At 71.0% G+C, this 17,467-nt stretch carries 13 protein-coding genes and 1 tRNA gene; 9 read left to right on the forward strand and 5 right to left on the reverse strand.

Annotation, left to right across the window (positions count from 1 at the left end; genetic code table 11):
• Positions 1-17 precede the first annotated feature (17 nt).
• The 7 genes from KCQ71_RS15095 (at position 18) to KCQ71_RS15125 (ending at position 5,503) form a co-directional block, all read left to right on the forward strand.
• Positions 18-851 carry a transglutaminase-like domain-containing protein gene (locus KCQ71_RS15095; RefSeq protein ID WP_223407303.1) on the forward strand — a complete coding sequence of 278 codons (834 nt, stop codon included), beginning with the start codon at positions 18-20 and terminating at the stop codon, positions 849-851.
• 119 nt (positions 852-970) lie between these two features.
• Positions 971-1,486 (forward strand): TM2 domain-containing protein, encoded by a 516-nt coding sequence (locus KCQ71_RS15100; protein WP_223407305.1) that lies wholly within the window; start codon positions 971-973, stop codon positions 1,484-1,486.
• A gap of 71 nt (positions 1,487-1,557) precedes the next feature.
• A tRNA-Lys gene (locus KCQ71_RS15105) sits at positions 1,558-1,630 on the forward strand.
• Between the two features lie 171 nt (positions 1,631-1,801).
• The gene (locus KCQ71_RS15110; protein ID WP_223407307.1) at positions 1,802-2,377 is read left to right on the forward strand and encodes a TetR/AcrR family transcriptional regulator; all 576 of its coding nucleotides are present in this window, start codon (positions 1,802-1,804) and stop codon (positions 2,375-2,377) included.
• 22 nt (positions 2,378-2,399) lie between these two features.
• On the forward strand, positions 2,400-3,395 hold the full coding sequence (gene gap, locus KCQ71_RS15115; RefSeq protein ID WP_223407309.1) for a type I glyceraldehyde-3-phosphate dehydrogenase: 996 nt from the start codon (positions 2,400-2,402) through the stop codon (positions 3,393-3,395).
• Positions 3,396-3,482: 87 nt separating this feature from the next.
• Positions 3,483-4,004, forward strand: a complete 522-nt coding sequence (locus KCQ71_RS15120; RefSeq protein WP_223407311.1) for a hypothetical protein — start codon at positions 3,483-3,485, stop codon at positions 4,002-4,004.
• Positions 4,001-5,503 carry a glycoside hydrolase family 3 protein gene (locus tag KCQ71_RS15125; RefSeq protein ID WP_223407313.1) on the forward strand — a complete coding sequence of 501 codons (1,503 nt, stop codon included), beginning with the start codon at positions 4,001-4,003 and terminating at the stop codon, positions 5,501-5,503. Before KCQ71_RS15120 ends, KCQ71_RS15125 begins: the two co-directional genes overlap by 4 nt.
• On the opposite strand, the gene KCQ71_RS15130 is transcribed toward KCQ71_RS15125, so the two are convergent.
• From KCQ71_RS15130 to KCQ71_RS15140, 4 genes are all read right to left on the reverse strand, one after another.
• Positions 5,500-7,338 carry a heparinase II/III domain-containing protein gene (locus tag KCQ71_RS15130; protein ID WP_223407315.1) on the reverse strand — a complete coding sequence of 613 codons (1,839 nt, stop codon included), beginning with the start codon at positions 7,336-7,338 and terminating at the stop codon, positions 5,500-5,502. The genes KCQ71_RS15125 and KCQ71_RS15130 overlap by 4 nt on opposite strands.
• Before the next feature lie 44 nt (positions 7,339-7,382).
• Positions 7,383-11,099, reverse strand: coding sequence for a CBM96 family carbohydrate-binding protein (locus tag KCQ71_RS15135; RefSeq protein WP_223407316.1), 3,717 nt, complete (start codon positions 11,097-11,099; stop codon positions 7,383-7,385).
• Positions 11,100-11,651: 552 nt separating this feature from the next.
• Positions 11,652-11,786 carry a hypothetical protein gene (locus KCQ71_RS27355; RefSeq protein ID WP_283248695.1) on the reverse strand — a complete coding sequence of 45 codons (135 nt, stop codon included), beginning with the start codon at positions 11,784-11,786 and terminating at the stop codon, positions 11,652-11,654.
• Between the two features lie 136 nt (positions 11,787-11,922).
• Positions 11,923-12,954, reverse strand: a complete 1,032-nt coding sequence (locus tag KCQ71_RS15140) for a LacI family DNA-binding transcriptional regulator (protein ID WP_223407318.1) — start codon at positions 12,952-12,954, stop codon at positions 11,923-11,925.
• Positions 12,955-13,032: 78 nt separating this feature from the next.
• On the opposite strand from KCQ71_RS15140, the gene KCQ71_RS15145 reads away from it, so the two are divergent.
• Both KCQ71_RS15145 and KCQ71_RS15150 read left to right on the forward strand, forming a co-directional pair.
• Positions 13,033-14,262: a CobW family GTP-binding protein gene (locus tag KCQ71_RS15145; RefSeq protein ID WP_223407320.1), complete on the forward strand. Its 1,230-nt coding sequence runs from the start codon at positions 13,033-13,035 to the stop codon at positions 14,260-14,262.
• Positions 14,263-14,350: 88 nt separating this feature from the next.
• Positions 14,351-15,052, forward strand: a complete 702-nt coding sequence (locus KCQ71_RS15150; protein ID WP_223407322.1) for a VOC family protein — start codon at positions 14,351-14,353, stop codon at positions 15,050-15,052.
• A 31-nt stretch (positions 15,053-15,083) separates the two neighbouring features.
• On the opposite strand, the gene KCQ71_RS15155 is transcribed toward KCQ71_RS15150, so the two are convergent.
• Positions 15,084-17,207: an alpha-galactosidase gene (locus tag KCQ71_RS15155; RefSeq protein ID WP_223407324.1), complete on the reverse strand. Its 2,124-nt coding sequence runs from the start codon at positions 17,205-17,207 to the stop codon at positions 15,084-15,086.
• Positions 17,208-17,467 lie beyond the last annotated feature (260 nt).

Raw genomic sequence — 17,467 nt, forward strand, 5'->3', positions numbered from 1 at the left:
CGTGAGAGGTGCCCGCAATGCGCCGGTCCGTGAGCGCCGACCTCGACTTCAGTACCGGCGAGGGCGCCACCCAGGTGGCCCTGCTGATCGCCGTGGCCCGCGCGCCGGGGCTCGAGATCACCGACGAGCTGACGGTCACCAAGGACGGCGACCCGGTCGAGGTCGTGGAGATCGGGGCGCCACACCACGGGGTGATGCACCTCGTCGAGTTCGACGCCGCGACCGTCCGCGGCGCCCAGGTGCGGGTCCGGTACAGCGCCACGATCGACGGCGACCCGGCAGCGGCGCTCAACCTCGCGCCGGCGCCGAGCACGTCCGACCTGCTCACCTACCTGCGCCCGAGCCGGTACGCCGAGTCCGACGAACTGCTGCCGACGGCGCGGCGTGAGTTCCGTGGGCTGAGCGGCCTCGGGCTGCTCGACGCCGTCGCGTCGTGGGTCCGCGAGCGCCTGTTCTACGTGCCCGGGTCGAGCCGGGTGACCGACGGCGCGGTCTCCACGATGCTGCACGGGCAAGGCGTCTGCCGTGACTACGCGCACCTGGTGGTGGCGCTGCTGCGCGCGATGGACACCCCGGCCAGGCTGACCGCGGTGTACGCGCCCGGGCTGAGCCCGATGGACTTCCACGCGGTCGCCGAGGCATGGGTGGCGGGCCACTGGCACGTGGTGGACGCCACCGGGCTGGCCCCGCGCAGTTCCCTGGTGCGGATCGCCACCGGTCGCGATGCCGCCGACACCGCGTTCCTGTCCAGCTACGGCGGCGGGCTGCGGATGGGGCCGCAGCGGGTGATGGCCACGGTCGACGGCGACCTGCCCGTGGACGAGCCGTCGACGGCGGTCCGGCTGCCCTGACGCCCGCTCGGACGGGCAGAGCTGCCCGCGGGATCCGGACCCGGGTGTCCGCGCTCAGGCCTAGAGTTGCCTTGTACCCGGCGTGGGCCGGCGGGCGACCAGCGCGAGGGGACCGGCAGATGTCATACAACAACCAGTACGGCCAGCCGCCGCAGGACCCCTACCAGGCGAGCGGTCCGCAGTCGTGGGGCGGCAGCGGACCCGCGGTGCCGGGTGGCGAGGCGTACGGGCAGGGAGTCGTCCCGCACGCGTACGGGCAGAACTCCTACGGCGAGCCCGGGCCCTATGGGTCGGCGCCCGGAGCATATGGGCCGGCCCCCGGGACGTACGGACCCCCGCCCGGTGCCTACGGTGCGTACGGTCCGGTCGCTCCGCCGCAGAAGGACACCACCGCGACGTACCTGCTCTGGTTCTTCCTCGGCTGGCTCGGCGTGCACAACTTCTACCTGAACCGCGTCGGGCCGGGCATCGGCCAGGTCGCGCTGTACGTCGTCGGCTGGGCCACCGCGGTCATCCTGATCGGCTGGGTGATGCTCTTCGCCTGGTTCGTGTGGTGGATCATCGACGCGTTCATGATCCCCGGCATCATCCGCGAGCAGAACCACCGGGCGACCGGCTACCCGCAGCCCTGGTAGTACGAGCGGCACAGGCACGGCGGGCCGCCGAGTAGACTTCCCCGGCGAGTACGAGCCGCCGTGCCGCTCGCGGGCCTCTAGCTCAATCGGTAGAGCTGCGGACTTTTAATCCGTAGGTTGTGGGTTCGAGCCCCACGGGGCCCACCCACTGTTCCCCGTTCTTCGAACCGCGCCGTGCTCCCGTCCTTCGAACCGCGCCGTGTTCCCGTTCTTCGAACCGCGCGATATCACGCCGAGTCCCCCTCCCGATGCGTGCTCACGGCATCGTCTCCTTCCCGCTGGCATTCTGTACATACTAGTTGTTACAGTCGCCTCGTGAACTCGCGCGACGAACTGACGACAGCTATGGCGGACCTGCTGTGGGAGCGCGGCTATGCGGCGACGAGCCCGCGCGAGGTGATGGCGCGTGCCGGGGTCGGACAGGGCAGCATGTACCACCACTTCAGCGGCAAGCACGAGCTGGCTGTCGAGGCACTGTCGGCGGTCACCGGGGAACTGACGGGCGAGTCCGCACTGCTTGAGGGGGGGGCCTCACCGCTGGAGCGGATGAAGAGCTACCTCTCGATCCCGCGCGCGGGAACCCTCGGGTGCAGGGTCGGCCGGATGACCCAGGACCCGCAGGTGGTGCTGGATGCGGAGCTCATCGCGATCGTCGCGAACGCCTTCGACACGATGCTGGGCCGCTGGGAGGAGGCGATCACCGCCGCGATCGCGGCCGGAGAACTGCCGGCGGGCATCGTGCCGGCCGACCTCGCCCGGACCCTCGCCGCGGTCATCCAGGGCGGCTACGTCCTCGCCCGCGCGAAGGGTGAACAGGGCCCCATGGACGCCGCGATCCGCGGAGCCGTGTCCCTGCTCGACGCCGCGCACGCGGCCGGCACCGCCGACTGACCAACCCGAGAAGGAGAACCCCATGACAGTTCGTATCGGAATCAACGGATTCGGCCGCATCGGCCGCAGCTACCTGCGCGCCGCCCTGGGCAGCAACGCCGACGTCGAGGTCGTAGCGATCAACGACATCGCCGACGCCGCGACCCTCGCCTCGCTCCTGGAGTGGGACTCGCTGGGCGGGCATCTCGAGGGCGTACAGGTCGACGACGACGCCATTCTCGTCGACGGTGCGCGCATCCGCGTCACCGCAGAACGCGAGCCGGCCGACATTCCGTGGGGCGAGGAGCGCGTCGACGTCGTCATCGAGTCCACCGGCCGGTTCGCGGATCCGGACAGCGCGCGTCAGCACCTGGCCGCAGGAGCGCGAAAGGTCATCATCTCCGCGCCGGCGTCCGGCGACGTGCCCGCGGTCGTGCTGGGCGTCAACGACGAGGCGATCGACGTGGCGCAGGACGTGTTCTCCAACGGCTCGTGCACCACGAACTGCCTCGCCCCGATGGTGAAGGTGCTGCACGAGGCGTTCGGTATCGAGTCCGGGCTCATGACGACGATCCACGCCTACACCAGCGACCAGCGCCTGCACGACGCTCCGCACGGGGACCTCCGGCGCGCCCGCGCCGCCGGCCTGTCCACGATTCCGACATCCTCTGGTGTCGCGAGCACGATCGGCCGCATCATCCCTGAGCTCGACGGGAAGCTCACCGGTCTCGCACTGCGCGTCCCCGTGCCCGTCGGCTCGATCACCGACCTCACGGTCAAGCTCACCCAGCCGGCGACCGTCGAGGAGGTCAACTCGGCCTTCCGCACCGCCGCTGCGACCCCCGGGCTCTCGCCCTACCTCGCGTACTCGGAGGCGCCCATCGTTTCGGCCGACATCGTGGGCAACCCCCACTCGGCGATCTTCGACGCGCCCCTGACCCAGGTCGTCGGCGATCAGGTCAAGATCTTCGCCTGGTACGACAACGAATGGGGATTCTCGAACCGGCTCGTGGAGCTGTCCGAGCGCATCGGCGCCTAACGGCCGCACCGGCGCTACCTGGCTCCGACCCGGACAGGTGGCGCCGGACCGGTGCGGGTCCGGGGTACGCCCGGCTACCGTCTACGCATGAGCCACCTCGAGCCCACGCCCGCCGACCGGCTGGGCCGGCACCCGCGGATGCGGCACGTCGCCAACTGGGTCAACCTCTCCACCGTGCTCGGGCTCGGTGTGGCCATGGCGGGCGGCGCGAGGATCCGCCGCGGCCCGCAGCTGCTGTACCTGGCCGAGCGCTACCGGTGGCGCTTCCCGAACGGCAGCGCGTTCACCGTCGGCGACGTCGTGATCACCCGCCACGACATCGGGAAACTCACGGCCAATCGGCCCACCCTGCTGCAGCACGAGGAACGACACAGCCGGCAATGGATGGCCTGCCTCGGCCTCCCGTTCATCCCGCTGTACCTGCTCTCGATGGGCTGGTCCTGGCTGCGCACCGGAGACCGGGCGGCCAGGTGCTTCTTCGAGCGCGACGCGGGCCTTGCCACGGGCGGCTACGCCGACGTGCCGCCGCGCCCGCTCGGGCCGGCACTGGTGAAGCTCGCGCGAGAGGTCACGAGGCTGCGGACGGCGCCGTCGGGGGTGCGCCCGTGACGGGCGCCGATCCCGCCCTCGACCGGCTCGCGCACGCCGTCCTCTGGCCCGGCTTCGCCGGCACCACGGCCCCGGCCTGGTTGTTGCGGGCGCGCGCGGCCGGCGCCCCGGGTGCGGTGCTGTTCGCCACGAACATCGACGACGGCGACCCGCACCAGGCGGCACGTCTGGTCGCCGAACTCGGTGGTCCGGATGCCGTGGTGGGCATCGACGAGGAGGGCGGTTCGGTCACCCGGCTGCACGCACGCACCGGGTCGCCCGTGCCCGGTCATGCCGTGCTCGGCCGCCACGACGACGTCACGGCGACGGCCGCCGTCGCCGCCCGGATCGGGACCGAGCTGGCCGAGCGGGGCATCGGGGTGGACCTCGCCCCGGTCGCGGACGTGAACAGCAACCCGGCGAACCCGGTGATCGGGGTGCGCTCGTTCGGCGCCGAGCCGGATCTGGTGGCCCGGCACACGGCCGCGTACGTGCGCGGCCTGCAGAGCACCGGCACGGCCGCCTGCGCCAAGCACTTCCCCGGTCACGGGGACACCGCGACCGACTCCCACCTGGGCGGCGCCCGCTCGTCCGCGTCCGTGGCCGACCTCAAGGAGATCCACCTGGCGCCGTTCCGCGCCGCGATCGACGCCGGCGTCCGGGCCGTGCTGACCGCGCACCTGGTGGTCGATCACCTCGGCCCGGAGCCCGCGACGGTCAATCCCCGGGCGACCGCGCTGCTGCGCGGACTCGGGTTCGACGGCGTGATCGTCTCGGATGCGCTGGACATGCGGGCGATCTCGGCGACCCTCGGGATCGGGGGTGGCGCCGTGGCCGCGCTGCGGGCCGGCGTGGACCTGCTGTGCCTCGGCAACGCCGGCGTCTACCCGGTCACTGCTACCGACCCGCACCCGGACGAGCGCACGTATGCCGAGACCCAGCACGCCATCGTCGAGGCGCTGCGCTCGGGTGCGCTCGACCCCGAGGTCCTCGAGGCGGCGGCCGCTCGGATCGAGGCGCTGCGGTCCTGGGTCTCCCAGCAACGCGCGGCGACCGGCGCCCGCACCGCCGCCCCGATCACCGACCGGGCCGCCGTCGAGGTCGCCCGGGGCGCCTGCGAGGTGCGCGGCGACGTCTCCCTGCAGCCCGGATCGGCGGTGGTGGTCGTGGACGGCCGTGCGGGCCGGAACGAGGCCGCCGGCGCCGTCCCCGATCCGGTGGCAGCCGCGCTGGCGCAGCGCCGGCCGATCACGGCAGTCACTGGCGCCGGGACGACCTCGGCGGACTTCCGCAGCACCGCCCGGGACGCCGAACTCGTCCTCGTGCTGGACCAGCCGCACCTACGCGACGTCGAGCGGGACCTGCTCGAGACCGTCCTGGTCGCACGCCCGGACGCGGTGGTGGTGCGACTGGGCTGGCCGGACGAACTCGCGTCAGCGCCGGCGCGCTTGATCACCACGTACGGGTCGGGCGCCGCGAGCGGCCGGGCGGTCGCGGACCTGCTCTGCGGGCCGCACTAGCCGCCCTCTGGCGCCGCCGAGAGCGCGCGCAGACCTGATCGCGGGCCCCTTGATGCCCACCCATCCAAGCGGACGATCTGCGGCAGCGACGGCACCGCCACGCCGTCGACGATTGGGTCGAACACGACCGACAACGCGAAGGACGACGCATCACTCACGCGAATCGTCAGCTTCGACTGCCCGTTTGCCGCCTGACCATCCGGGTTGGGAGACGACGGTAGCGGCACCGCGTCCATCACCGAGAACACAGCCCCTGCAGGAGCGTCCGCGATACGTGCCAGCACGGTCCGCCCATCAAGCGTCAGCACCGCCGACCGGCCATCCGGTGCGATGTCGACCGTGGCCGAGGTATGCATGAACCACCACGCATCCGCCGGCTCCGAGGCCTGCACCTCGTCCTGCACGACCACCCGGGTGCGGTCATCGATCATCGCAACCCCGCGCTGCCAGGCATCGACACCGCGATCCGCGTAGGCCTCGCTCAGGTCCGCCACCGTCCAGCCCGCACCTCGTGATGAGCCGTGCGCGATCACCTTGCCCCTCGCCGTCGGAGCCTGGTCAGGTCCGCTGCCGGAGCTGATGACGAGCGTGTTGTGCCCCTCCGCGCGCTTGCGGTAGTAGGTCCCGCGCCGGCTGCCGAAGTAGCCCGGCAGGCTGTAGGAGTCTGCACCCAGATCCTCCGCCCAGCGGACGCCCCCGGCATCGAGCACGAAGGTCCCCATGTCCAGGTCGCCGTGGCTGCTCGCGTTGTCACCGGGTCTGAAGCCGGTGAACAGGCCGGTCGAGTCGCCCCAAGCCGACCTGGAGAGCGCGATGCCGACATGTTCGTACACGGCGTCGGTCGCCAGCCTTGCCTGTGCCGGTGTCGCGCGGTCCGAGAGTCCGTACCAGACCATCGCTGCGGCTGGATCGGCCGACGCCAACCCCTCGTCCGCCCACCACGCGTACTCCGGGTGCTCGTACCGCTCGGCCAACCAGTACATCTCCGGCAGACCCCCTTGGGCGGGCGACGCGTCAGCGACGTTGAAGCTGAGGCCGGTCGTGCCCGCCATGTGAAGTGCGAACGCCCCGGTCTCAGCAAGGCCGGGGGCATCCGACATGCCGAAGTCGCGGCCCGTGGCCGACACCAGGCTCGCGATGTACTGGACAAGGTACTTTGTCGCGTACTTCCAGTAGACGATCCCCTCAGGAAACCCGCCCGAGGGGGCGTACTCGTCGATCGCCGGCCCGACATGCCTGAGTCCAAGCTGCAGAAGCCGCTCGGTGAGAGCCGGATCGACATCGGCCAGGGCCAGGCTCGCCATCGCGATCCCACCCACGCACACGATCTGCCAGTTGTTCGTCTCGGTTGTCCAACCCGCACCGTTCTCGTACGCCTCCAGTGCAGGTCGCAGACCCTTGCTGATCATGGCGGCCGCGACGATCGATCGCCGTTCGTCATCGAGGTAGGCATGGAGCCAGTCGTAGCCGATGGCAAAGCCGTTCAACAGCTCCGCCACCGCCAGGAAACTCTCCGGGTTCCAGTCTGGGAACGCGGCAGCAGCCTCGAGCTCGACGGCGGCGCGCTCGGCGTACGCGCGATCCTCGGTCAGCCGGTAACTCAGTGCGAGCATCCACACGCGGGTCTTGACCTGGCGCGCCGGCCACAGCAGAGACCGCCTGTTGGTGAACTCGTACACCGTCGTCGGCTCGTCCAGGAGAGCATCGGCGCCGGCCAACAGCCGCCCCTGCAGGGCAGCAGCACCCCCGTCCGACTCGACCCATGCGTGGATCTGGGCCAACCGGTCGTCGTCGGCGATCAACCGCGGATGGTCGCTACGCACCAGTTCGATCACACTCTCCGGCACGACCGGCGCGAACCCCGCACGCGGTGCCATCCTCAGCCACACCCGCTCGTACGGCCTGTGGCTGTGGTACCGATCAGCCCAGACATGGTGCCCGGCCCGCAGCTCAGCGGACCGTCAATGCTCGAGTCGATCAGGACCACTGTGGCATCGGGTGTAAGAGCGACCGGCCCCTGCACCGTGGCATTGTCCCACCAGACGTTCGAGCTGCCGGACACCGTGACGGGCCCGATCAGCGTGCTGTCCTGGACGCGGATGTCCCCCGCATCAGCCGCAGACACCGGTCCCTCGATGTGCGAACCGGTCATCGAGACATTCGTCCCGGAGGCGACGGTGACCGGCCCATCGACCTCGGCATCCACGAGGCAGGCCCAGTCACCCGAGAGCTCCAGGGGCCCGGTCACCGAGCCGGTCACCGGTGAAGCACAGACATCCTCGATCGCCCAGGTCAGCACGAGCGCCGGGCCATCCGCTCCGGCTTCGCGGGCAACAACACTCGCGCCGAGGGCTTGTGTGTCGTTCTCGTCCTGCTGGAGCGAGAACCCGACAGCACCATCGGCCAGCGCTGTCGCGACCGCGTCGGTGACATCGATGCTGGTCTGGGCACTGGTCTCACCCGACACGAAGCTGCCCACGACCTCGCCAACGGCAGGTCGCGTGTTCCACGTGACGTCTCGCTCCTGCCAGTCGGCTGCCGCCGTGTAGACGTCCACGGCCATCGTGCGCCCTTCGCCCACGTAGGTCGTCATCACCAGCTCCGCGCTGACCAGGTCGGCGTGCGGCGCCGGCAGGTCGAAGGCGAGGTAGGTCACCCTGTTGAAGCCCGCATCCGCCCGCGGAACTCCCTTGATCGTGAGCACCGATCGCCCGCCGTACGTGGAATCGGCATAGGTGCCGTCGCGGACGAAGGTGTCGCGCGCCACAGACACGATCGTGGTCTCCGGATCCGTCACGGTGATCTCGACGGCGTCGAAGAGCAACCGGCCGCTCTCGCCGCGCCACCACGCGATCACAGTCGCGACGCCCGGTGCCCTGGCCACGAGGAGCTCGTCGGTCACCTCGACCACCGCGGGGTCGGTCGTTGTGATCTCGACACCCTCGGGCACCGCCGTCGTGCCGTCGCTCAGCTCCATCGCCACCGTCAGCGGCTGAGCGGTCTCCATGGCCATGTCGCCCGCAACACCGAGCGAGAGCGCGACGGGCACCGGCTCGGACGAGACGTTGGGCCAGAGGCCATCGGCCGTCACCACACGGAGCTCGGACAGGCTCATCCAGGTGTTCGCGCTGTTGCCATGACCCACGATCCGCACATATCGCGCCGTCGCAGAATCGAACGGGATGCTCTCCATCTCCAGCGTGCTTCCGCTGCTGCTCCCGGACCAGCGCGGGATCCAGGATCGCCCGTCCATCGACGTCTCGACGTCGAAGGTGTAGACCCGCCGATCTCCTTGGCTCCACGCCACCTGCACGCCTGAGATCTCCGCCTGCGCAGGCAGGTTCGCGCGCAGCCACTGGCCGTCGCCGTTCGCCGACCAGAACGTCCCCAGATCGCCATCGATGGCGTTCCGCGTGGGGTTGGCGCCCACGATGCTTCCGGTCAGGAAGCCCTGAACCGGCTCGAGGAGGTAGAGCCGGTATCGTGCGGCGCAGTCGCCCGCTCCGTCATCGACACAGATCGTCGCCACTCCCGGCAACGAGTCGGGCATCTGGATGTCGACGGCGTGGTTCGGGTTCGCCGCGTCCGCTTCGATCGTTCCGAGCGACTCGGTCTCAAGAACCAGGCTGCGAGACTCCGGACCGAACCCAGGAACCGTCACGCCGTCGTAACGAAGATCGGCCAAGGCCGCCGAGCCGCCGTCAGGAGCAGTCCACCCGCCCAAGGGGCCGACCTGCGGCAATGGCGGCACCGCAATGCCGTCGACGACTGGGTCGAACACGACCGACAACGTGAAGGCCGAAGCATCGCTCACCTGGATCGTCAGCTTCGACTGCGCGTTGGCTGCCTGGCCATCCGGGTTGGGAGACGTCGGCAGCGGTACCGCATCCATCACCGAGAACACAGCGTCCGCAGGTGCCTGCGCGATGCGTGCCAGCACGGTCCGCCCATCACGCGTCAAGAGCGCCGACCGGCCGTCGGGGGCGATCTCTACCGTGGCCGAGGTATGCATGAACCACCATGCATCCGCCGGCTCCGAGGCCAGCACCTCATCTTGCACGACCACACGTGTGCGGTCGTCGAACATCGCAACTCCGCGATGCCAGCTCTCGACGCCACGGTCGGCGTAGGCAGTCGTGAGGTCCGCGACCGTGAAGGCGGCGACCGGGGAAGATCCCTGGGCGATCACCTCGCCGGTGCCCGTCACCGACTGGTCGGGTCCGCTGCCGGGGTTGACGACGAGCGTGTTCTGCCCTTCCGCGCGCTTGCGATAGTAGGTCCAGCGCTCGCTGCCGAAGTAGCCCGGCAGGCTGTAGGAGTCGGTCCCGAGCTCGTCAGCCCACCGGTGGCCCCACGCATCGAGAACGAACGTGCCCATGTCGAGATCGCCGTGGCTGCTCGCGTTGTCGCCCGGACGGAAGCCAGTGAAGAGTCCCGTCGATGTGCCCCACGCCGACCGGGACAGTTGCACCCCGACGGCGTCGTAGCCCGCGTCGAGCGGTAGCTCCGCCACGCCCGGCGTCACCCGCTCCGAGAGCCCGTACCAGACCATCGCCGCAGCGGTGTCAGGTGCCTCCGAGTTGTTGCTCAAACCGTGGCCCTCATCCGCCCACCAGGCGTACTCAGGATGCTCGTACCTATCGGCCATCCAGTACAGCTCCGGCGGTCCACCGTAGGCAGCGGAGGCGTCGGCGAAGTTGAAGGAACGTCCACTCGAACCTGTCATGTGCATGTTGAAGGCGCCGGTCTCAGCCAGGCCGGGCGCGTCCGAGATGCCGAGGTCGGTACCGATAGCCGATTCCAGGCTCGCCATGTACTGCACGAGAAATCGCGTCGCGTACCGCCAGTACATGATCCCCTCGGGGTACCCACCTTCGGGGGCGTACTCGTCGATCGCCGGGCCGATGTGCTCCAGCCCGAGTCGAAGGAGCGATTCCGTCAGCTCCGGGTCCACGTCCGCCAAGGCGAGACTGGCCATCGCGATACCGCCGACACAGACGATCTGCCAGTTGCTCGTCTCGGTTGTCCAGTTGTGGCCCGCCTCGTAGCTTGCCATGGCCGGTTGCAGCCCCATCTCGATCATCGCCGTGGAGAGGACCGATCGGCGCTCAGGGGTCAGGTACGCGTACAACCAGTCGTAGCCGATCGCGAACCCGTTGAGCAGCTCGGCCACGGAGAGGAAGGCCTCAGGGTTCCAGTCCTTGAAACCAGCAGCAGCCTCCATCTCGACGTAAGCACGCTCCGCGTAGATGGGGTCTTGAGTCAACCGGTACGCCAGGGCCAGCGTCCACACCCTGGTCTTGACCTGGCGTGCGGACGCCAGGATGCTGCGGCCGTTGTGCACGTACTCCGTGGTCGGCTCGTCCAGGATCGCATCCGCCTCGCCGAGGAGCTCGTCTCTCACCGCCGCCGCACCGTCGTCGGCTGCGATCCACCCCTGGATCTCGGCAAGGCGATCATCATCAGCGATGAGCCGCGGGTGATCGGGCCGCACCATCTCGACGACACTCTCCGGGATGTGTGGAGCGAACCCACCCTCGGCTTGTGCCGGGGCAGCGAGCGATGCCACGAGCGCACACGCCAGAGCTGGCGCCACCCATCCAGTGTTTCGTCTCATCTTCTTCTTCTCTCTTTGTGCGACAGCGCACAAGGCTGTCAATCGGCGAGCTGCCATGGACCGTACGGATCGCCAAGTACTTCGTTCCTCGCCCACCAGATCCCCGGGGCCGGTGCGACTCGTACTCGACGCCATCGCCTGCGGCGAACGCGCGCCAGGATGTCCAGGGCGCAGTCCTGTAGGGAGTCGCCCCGACCCTTTGCCGCGCGCCGTACGGCCGACCCGGCACCTCGCCCTGCGTCCACCACGACGCCAGCCAGGCCACACCCTCTCGTGCGCGACGAGGTGGCCGGCCACGTAGTCGGCGGCCGCCACCCAGCCTTCGGCTCGGGAACGAAGTCGGGTGCGGCAGGACCGCAGGACCGGTCCACCGTCAGGTCGTCGACGGCGCTCGCCACGGTGGGGCACAGCCCGACACCACCGCTCCTGACGAGAGTGTCGCGCACCTGGACGACCTGGGCGCGGTCGATCGTCACAGTGATGAGGTCCGTGGATCGTGGCCCCGGCTCGACCGGTCCGTCGGCGTGCCGCTCACAGGATGATCTCGGCGTCCGACGACTCATCGCCGAGGGCTGCGATGAGCCCGGGTGAGTGCGCAACCCCGACGTTGAGCGTGGCCCAGGACGAGCGAAGCGAGACGGTGCGCGGAGCGGGGGTCGAGGTCACGGTTCCCTCCCGTGCGGCATCGGTGCCGCTGGTGGTTGTCGTCTGACGAACATCGTTGACGTATCGTCGCGTCAAACATTAGTGGTGACGTATCGTCACGTCAACAACCTCGATCAAACCGTAGCGCGACGATGCGTCAGACCGCCGTCCACCACGGGGCCGGCACCGCTGGAGGACGCGCTGTGCTGGCGCGCGGGATGAGTACGGGGGCCGGGGAGTCGACGAGCCCGAACCGGGTCGGCGCGCCCGCGAGAACCGCGGCGATCGCCTCGACAGCGCGGGCGCCGAGCTCCGCCATCGGCATTTTCACGGTGGCAAGAGGCGGGCGGAGGTCGTCGGCGACCTCGGCGTCGTGGATCGCGATGAGCGACAGGTCGTCGGGGACGCGGACGCCCGCGTCGAGGGCCGCGTTGAGGGTGCCGACCGCGGAGAGCACGTTGTTGACGACGATCCCGGTTGGCCGGCGCCCAGAGGCCAAGATCGCCGCGAAGCCTTCTGCTCCGGCGGAGGACCCGAACCCGGAGCGGTTCGCCGGGCGCGGCTCGAGCCCGGCATCAGCCATCGCTTCCGTGTAGCCCCGGTAGCGCTCCGAGGTGGGGATCCAGGACGCACCTCCGACGAACTCGATGTCCCGGTGTCCAAGGTCTAGCAGATGCTGGGTCGCGACCAGTCCGGCGGCGGCATCGTCGATCGCAAGCCACCGCCCATCCTGCGCGTGACGTCCCTCGACCACGATCACCGGCGCGGGGCGGGCCCGCAGGTGCCGCATAACCTCGTCGTCGATGAGTCCCTCGCTGCGGACGATGATCCCGTCGATCGAACCCTGGCCCAGCAGCCGGGCCAGGAAGTGGCTGCCGGAGCGCATCCACATCGCGTCGCCGAGCACCACCGCCCAGCCGCGTGCCTCGGCGGCGTCGTAGATGCCGTGGAACATCTCGCGGTAGATCGGATTCTCGACCTTCTGGACGACGACGGCTATCGTGCCCGCCCGCTGTCGCCGCAACGCCCGGGCAGCATCGTTGGGCACGTACCCGAGGTCCGCGATGATCCCCTCGATTCGAGCGCGGGTCTCCTCGCTCATGCGCGTGTGCGTGGTGCCGTTGACGACGGCGGAGACCGCCGAGATCGAGACGCCGGCACGGCGCGCGATCTCCTTCTGGGTGGCCATCCTGCTCATGGTAGGCCGAGTCCCCCGCGGCTGGAGCCTGGTACTCACATCACTCAAGTAAGGCTATCCTAAGCATCCATGAGTGAGCGTTCCGAGTCCCAGGGACCACCGCGCGTGCCCGTCGCGGTGCTGGCGAGCGTCGACCCGATCGACCGGGAGATCGCGGTCACCAGCGCCCTCGTGGACCGCCCGGATGTGGTCGCGGTGGTCCATGACCTCGAGGGTCACCGGCTCCGGCGTCGGATCCTGCACGCCGGCACTGCCCTCGAGGACATATTCGTGGAACTCGACCACGTCTGCCCGGCCTGCGCGGTCCGCGAGGACGCCGTGCCGGTCCTGGCCCGGCTGGCACAGACCGGCTCGTACGCCGGCATGATCCTCGCGCTGCCCGCCGCGGCCGAACTGCTGCCGGCGGTGCGCGGCCTCGCCCAGCACCTCGGGGCCGACGGCGACCTGCGTTCCGTTCGCCTTGGCGCCACCGTCAGCCTCGTGAACCCGGACACGCTCGCCACGGACCTCCTCGGCGAGGAGGACCTCGCCGACCGTGGCCTGATGCTCGCCCATGGCGATCACCGGGCGATCGGCGAGGTGCTGCTCGGCCAGCTGCCCGTCGCGGACGCGGTGCTGCTCACCGCACCGGCGCAGACCACCGTGCCCGCGCGGGTCGGCATCAGCCCGACCACCCACGCCACCCACGGCGCCCATCTCGGCTCGGACCTGCTCGAAGCGCTCCGCGCCCCCGAGAGCACCCGCTGGGAGGACGCCCACGACCCGTGGCTGAGCGGCGTACTGGGCCACCCGCACTCCACGACGGCCACCGAGCGCCGTGCCCACCCGCTGAGCATGGCACCCGGGCCAGGAATGAGCGGTGACGGCCCCGGACCCGACGCGGACGGCGCCCGGACCCACCCGGGCGAGGCAACGCCGTCGGGCGTGTGGGCCCTCGACCTGTGCTCCCCCGCGGCCGTGCACCCGGGCCGCCTGCTCACCCACATCGACGCCCTGATCAACGGCCCGCGGGTGGTCCGCGGCCGGTTCTGGGTGCCGAACCGGCCCGACTCGGTGTGCGGCATGCTCGGTGCCGGGCGGCAGTTGAGCGTCGGGATCGCCTCGCAGTGGAACCACCACGCCCCGCACACCCGGTTCCTGGTGGTGGGCGCCGGGCCGCACCGGGCCTCGGTGGCGCAGGCGTTCGAGGAGTCCCTGCTGACCCCGGCCGAGCGGGCGGAGGGACTCGCACCGTGGCTGGACCGGGAGGACGACCTCGAGCCGTTCCTCGGCGCCCGGTCCTCGTCCGGGACGGCCTGAGCCGGCCTGCCCCCTTCGGCGGCACCACGCGTCGACACCCGGCAAGAACGTGTGCGTGGGCGCCGCGTCCAGGCCTACCGTCCGTGACATGACGCTGCGTCTGCTTGCCGTGACATTCGACGCCCACGACCCCGCGGGGGTGGCCGAGTTCTGGGCCGGCATGCTGGGACGGGCCGTCGTCGACGACGCGCGCGGCCGGCTGCTGCCCGGCTCCGAGACCCAGGTCGGCCTGCGGTTCGCACGCAGCGGGGCCGCGAAGAGCGGCCCGAACCGGATCCACCTCCACCTGACCAGCGCAACGCCCGCGGACCAGCAGGACACGGTCGCCGCGGCCGTCGACCGCGGCGCCGCCCACATCGACGTGGGCCAACTGCCGGAGGAGGGGCACATCGTGCTGGCCGATACCGGCGGCAACGAGTTCTGCGTGATCGAGGCCGGCAACCAGTTCCTGGCCGGCTGCGGCTTCCTCGGCGAGGTCGCCTGCGACGGCACCCGCGAGGTCGGCCTGTTCTGGGCGGAGGCACTGGGCTGGCCCCTGGTCTGGGACCGGGATCAGGAGACCGCCGTCCAGTCTCCGCACGGCGGCACGAAGGTCGCGTGGGGTGGCCCGCCCCTGGCCCCGAGGCCGTGGCACGACCGCCAGCGGTTCGATCTGGTCGCCGAGGGCGACCTGGCCACCGAGGTCGACCGGTTGGTCTCCATGGGTGCACGCAGGGCCGGCCTCGGAGACGACGGCTCCGTGGCGCTGGCCGACCCCGACGGCACCGTGTTCAGCCTCTCGCAGGGCTGACCACCCGAAAGACCCGGCTGGCAGGCCCCCTTCAGACCGCCCGCACCTCCAGCAGCACCGCGTGCTCGGGGCTCATCCGCGGCAGCGCCAGACCCACCCGGTGCAGCATCCGCCCGGACAACCGCACCCCACGCTCGGCCCACGGCAACGGCCGGCCCCAGCCCCCGCCGTCGCCGGCCTCGACCGGAACCAGCGTGACCTGATAGGTGAGGTCCGCGGCCAACCCGGCCAGCGTGACCGGCCCGGTCGGCTGGTGCGCCGACGTCGCCAGCAGGACGCCTGCGAATAGCCCGTGCCGGCCGTCCGGGGCGACGATGCCGTGCACGAACCGGCTCGGGTCCGGCTCGTCCACGCGGACCGTGCGCCCGGTGTGCAGGAGCTCGCGGTAGCGCTTGTGCGCGGCGATCCACTCGGCCACGCGGGCTCGCTCGGCCGCGGACGCGGCCGTCAGGTCCCACTCCAGCCCGAAGTGCCCGAACATGGCGGTCGCGGCCCGGAAGGACAGGTCGTGGGTGCGCCCGGTGCTGTGCGAGGTGGGCGAGGCGACGTGCGCCCCGACGAGTTCGGGCGGCAGCAGCAGCCCCGTCCAACGCTGGATGTGCTGGCGTTCGAGCGGGTCGATGCAGTCGGAGGCCCAGACCCGGTCGGTGCGCTCCAGGACCTCCAGGTCCACCCGTCCGCCGCCGGAGGCGCAGCTCTCGATCTCGACCTCGGGGTGCGCGGCCTTGAGGTCGTCCACGAGCCGGTAGAACGCCGCGGTCTGGGCGTGCACCAGCGCCTTCCCGGTGACCGGGTCGCACGCCTCGATGAGGTCGCGGTTGTGGTCCCACTTCAGGTAGGCGATGTCGTAGGTGTCCAGCAGCGCGAGCAGCCGGCCGCGGATGTGCGCGAACGCCTCGGGGATCGTCAGGTTCAGCACCTGCTGACTGCGGAACTCCATCGGCAGCCGGCCCACCGGCGCGAGGATCCAGTCCGGGTGGGCGTGGGCCAGGTCGGAGTCGACGTTGATCATCTCCGGCTCCACCCACAGCCCGAACTCCATGCCCGCGCCGCGCACGTGGTCGATGAGCGGCCCGAGCCCGTCCGGCCACACGTCGGCGGAGACCTCCCAGTCCCCCAGGCCCGAGGTGTCATCGCGGCGGGAGCCGAACCAGCCGTCGTCGAGCACGAACCGCTCAACCCCGACGGCGGCGCCCAGGTCCGCGAGTTCGGTCAGCTTCTCGAGGGTCTGGTCGAAGTAGACGGCCTCCCAGGTGTTCAGGGTGACCGGCCGGGGCCGGGTGGCCCGGCCCGGCCGGGCGCGCAGCCACTCGTGGAACCGCGCGGACATCTCGTCAAGGCCGATGCCGTAGGAGTAGTAGAGCCACGGGGTGGTGTAGTGCTCGCCGTGGGCGAGCACGATCTCGCCGGGCAGCAGGAGCTCGCCGCCGCCGAGCAGCTTGCGCCCGTCGTTGTGGTGCTCGGCGTACATGCGGTGGTTGCCGCTCCACGCCGTGTGCACGCCCCACACCTCGCCGCCGCCGAAGGAGAACCCGGTCTCCCCGGCGATCATCAGGGTGGTCGAGGCCAGCCCGGTCCGGCCGCGTCGGCTGTCCTGACTGCGCACGCCGACCTGCCAGGGCGCGCGCTGCGGGGCGCGTTCGCGCAGGTGGTGACCGGTGAAGTCGAGGACTTCGGTGGCCCGGAGCGGCACAGGCAGGCACAGCTGCGCCGCGTCGAGGGTGAACGGCGCGGCCGCGTGGTTGGTCACCGTGGCGCGTTGGCGCACCAGGCCCTGGGGGGTGAGCTCGAGGACGACGGCGAGGCCGAGTCCGCTCGTGTCGCTCGCCTCGAACTCGGCGTGGTCGGCGGCGACGCGTGCGCTCGTGACGGCGAACCGGTGGCTGGAGCGCGCGCCGGCGAAGTGGCCGCTCAGCCCGGGCGTGCCGGGCCAGCCGGCGGACAGCTCGGGAAGCAGGCTCACCTGGACCGGGTCGTTCGTCTGGTCGGTGACCTGCTGGGGGCGTGCGGCGAGGTCCAGATCCGCCAGTGCGGCGCCGGGCACGTCGCCGAGATCGGCGCCCCAGTGCAGCACCTCGGGCAGCCGGTCGCCGATGGTGCGTAGCACGAGGGAGACCCCGCCGGCGCGCAGGTGGTGGAGCACGGGCTCGGACATAGGTGGACCTCCGGCAGGGTTCGGGATCGGCGCTGGGGGCCCGGGGGGGCCCCGGCCCCCCCCCGGGGGTGGGGGACCCCCCCGGACCCCCCCCCCCCCCCCCCCGCCCCCCCCCGCCCCCCCCCCCCCCCCCCCCCCCCCCCCCCCCCCCCCCCCCCGCCCCCCACGGCCCGCTCTTCACTCCCCCAACCCGGCGTGGCCGACGCATCTCCCAGACCGCATTCGACAGGTACTGGCGCGATGCGAGGAGGGCCGTCGGC

Source organism: Occultella gossypii, from assembly GCF_019947135.1.
Classification (GTDB): domain Bacteria; phylum Actinomycetota; class Actinomycetes; order Actinomycetales; family Beutenbergiaceae; genus Occultella; species Occultella gossypii.

Excerpts from the sequence above, each read along its gene's own strand:
- KCQ71_RS15120 (WP_223407311.1), top strand. The coding sequence starts at position 3,483 with ATGAGCCACCTCGAGCCCACGCCCGCCGACCGGCTGGGCCGGCACCCG.
- KCQ71_RS15150 (WP_223407322.1), top strand. The coding sequence starts at position 14,351 with ATGACGCTGCGTCTGCTTGCCGTGACATTCGACGCCCACGACCCCGCG.
- KCQ71_RS15100 (WP_223407305.1), top strand. The coding sequence starts at position 971 with ATGTCATACAACAACCAGTACGGCCAGCCGCCGCAGGACCCCTACCAG.
- KCQ71_RS15095 (WP_223407303.1), top strand. The coding sequence starts at position 18 with ATGCGCCGGTCCGTGAGCGCCGACCTCGACTTCAGTACCGGCGAGGGC.
- KCQ71_RS15140 (WP_223407318.1), bottom strand. The coding sequence starts at position 12,954 with ATGGCCACCCAGAAGGAGATCGCGCGCCGTGCCGGCGTCTCGATCTCG.
- gap (WP_223407309.1), top strand. The coding sequence starts at position 2,400 with ATGACAGTTCGTATCGGAATCAACGGATTCGGCCGCATCGGCCGCAGC.
- KCQ71_RS15155 (WP_223407324.1), bottom strand. The coding sequence starts at position 17,207 with ATGTCCGAGCCCGTGCTCCACCACCTGCGCGCCGGCGGGGTCTCCCTC.
- KCQ71_RS15145 (WP_223407320.1), top strand. The coding sequence starts at position 13,033 with ATGAGTGAGCGTTCCGAGTCCCAGGGACCACCGCGCGTGCCCGTCGCG.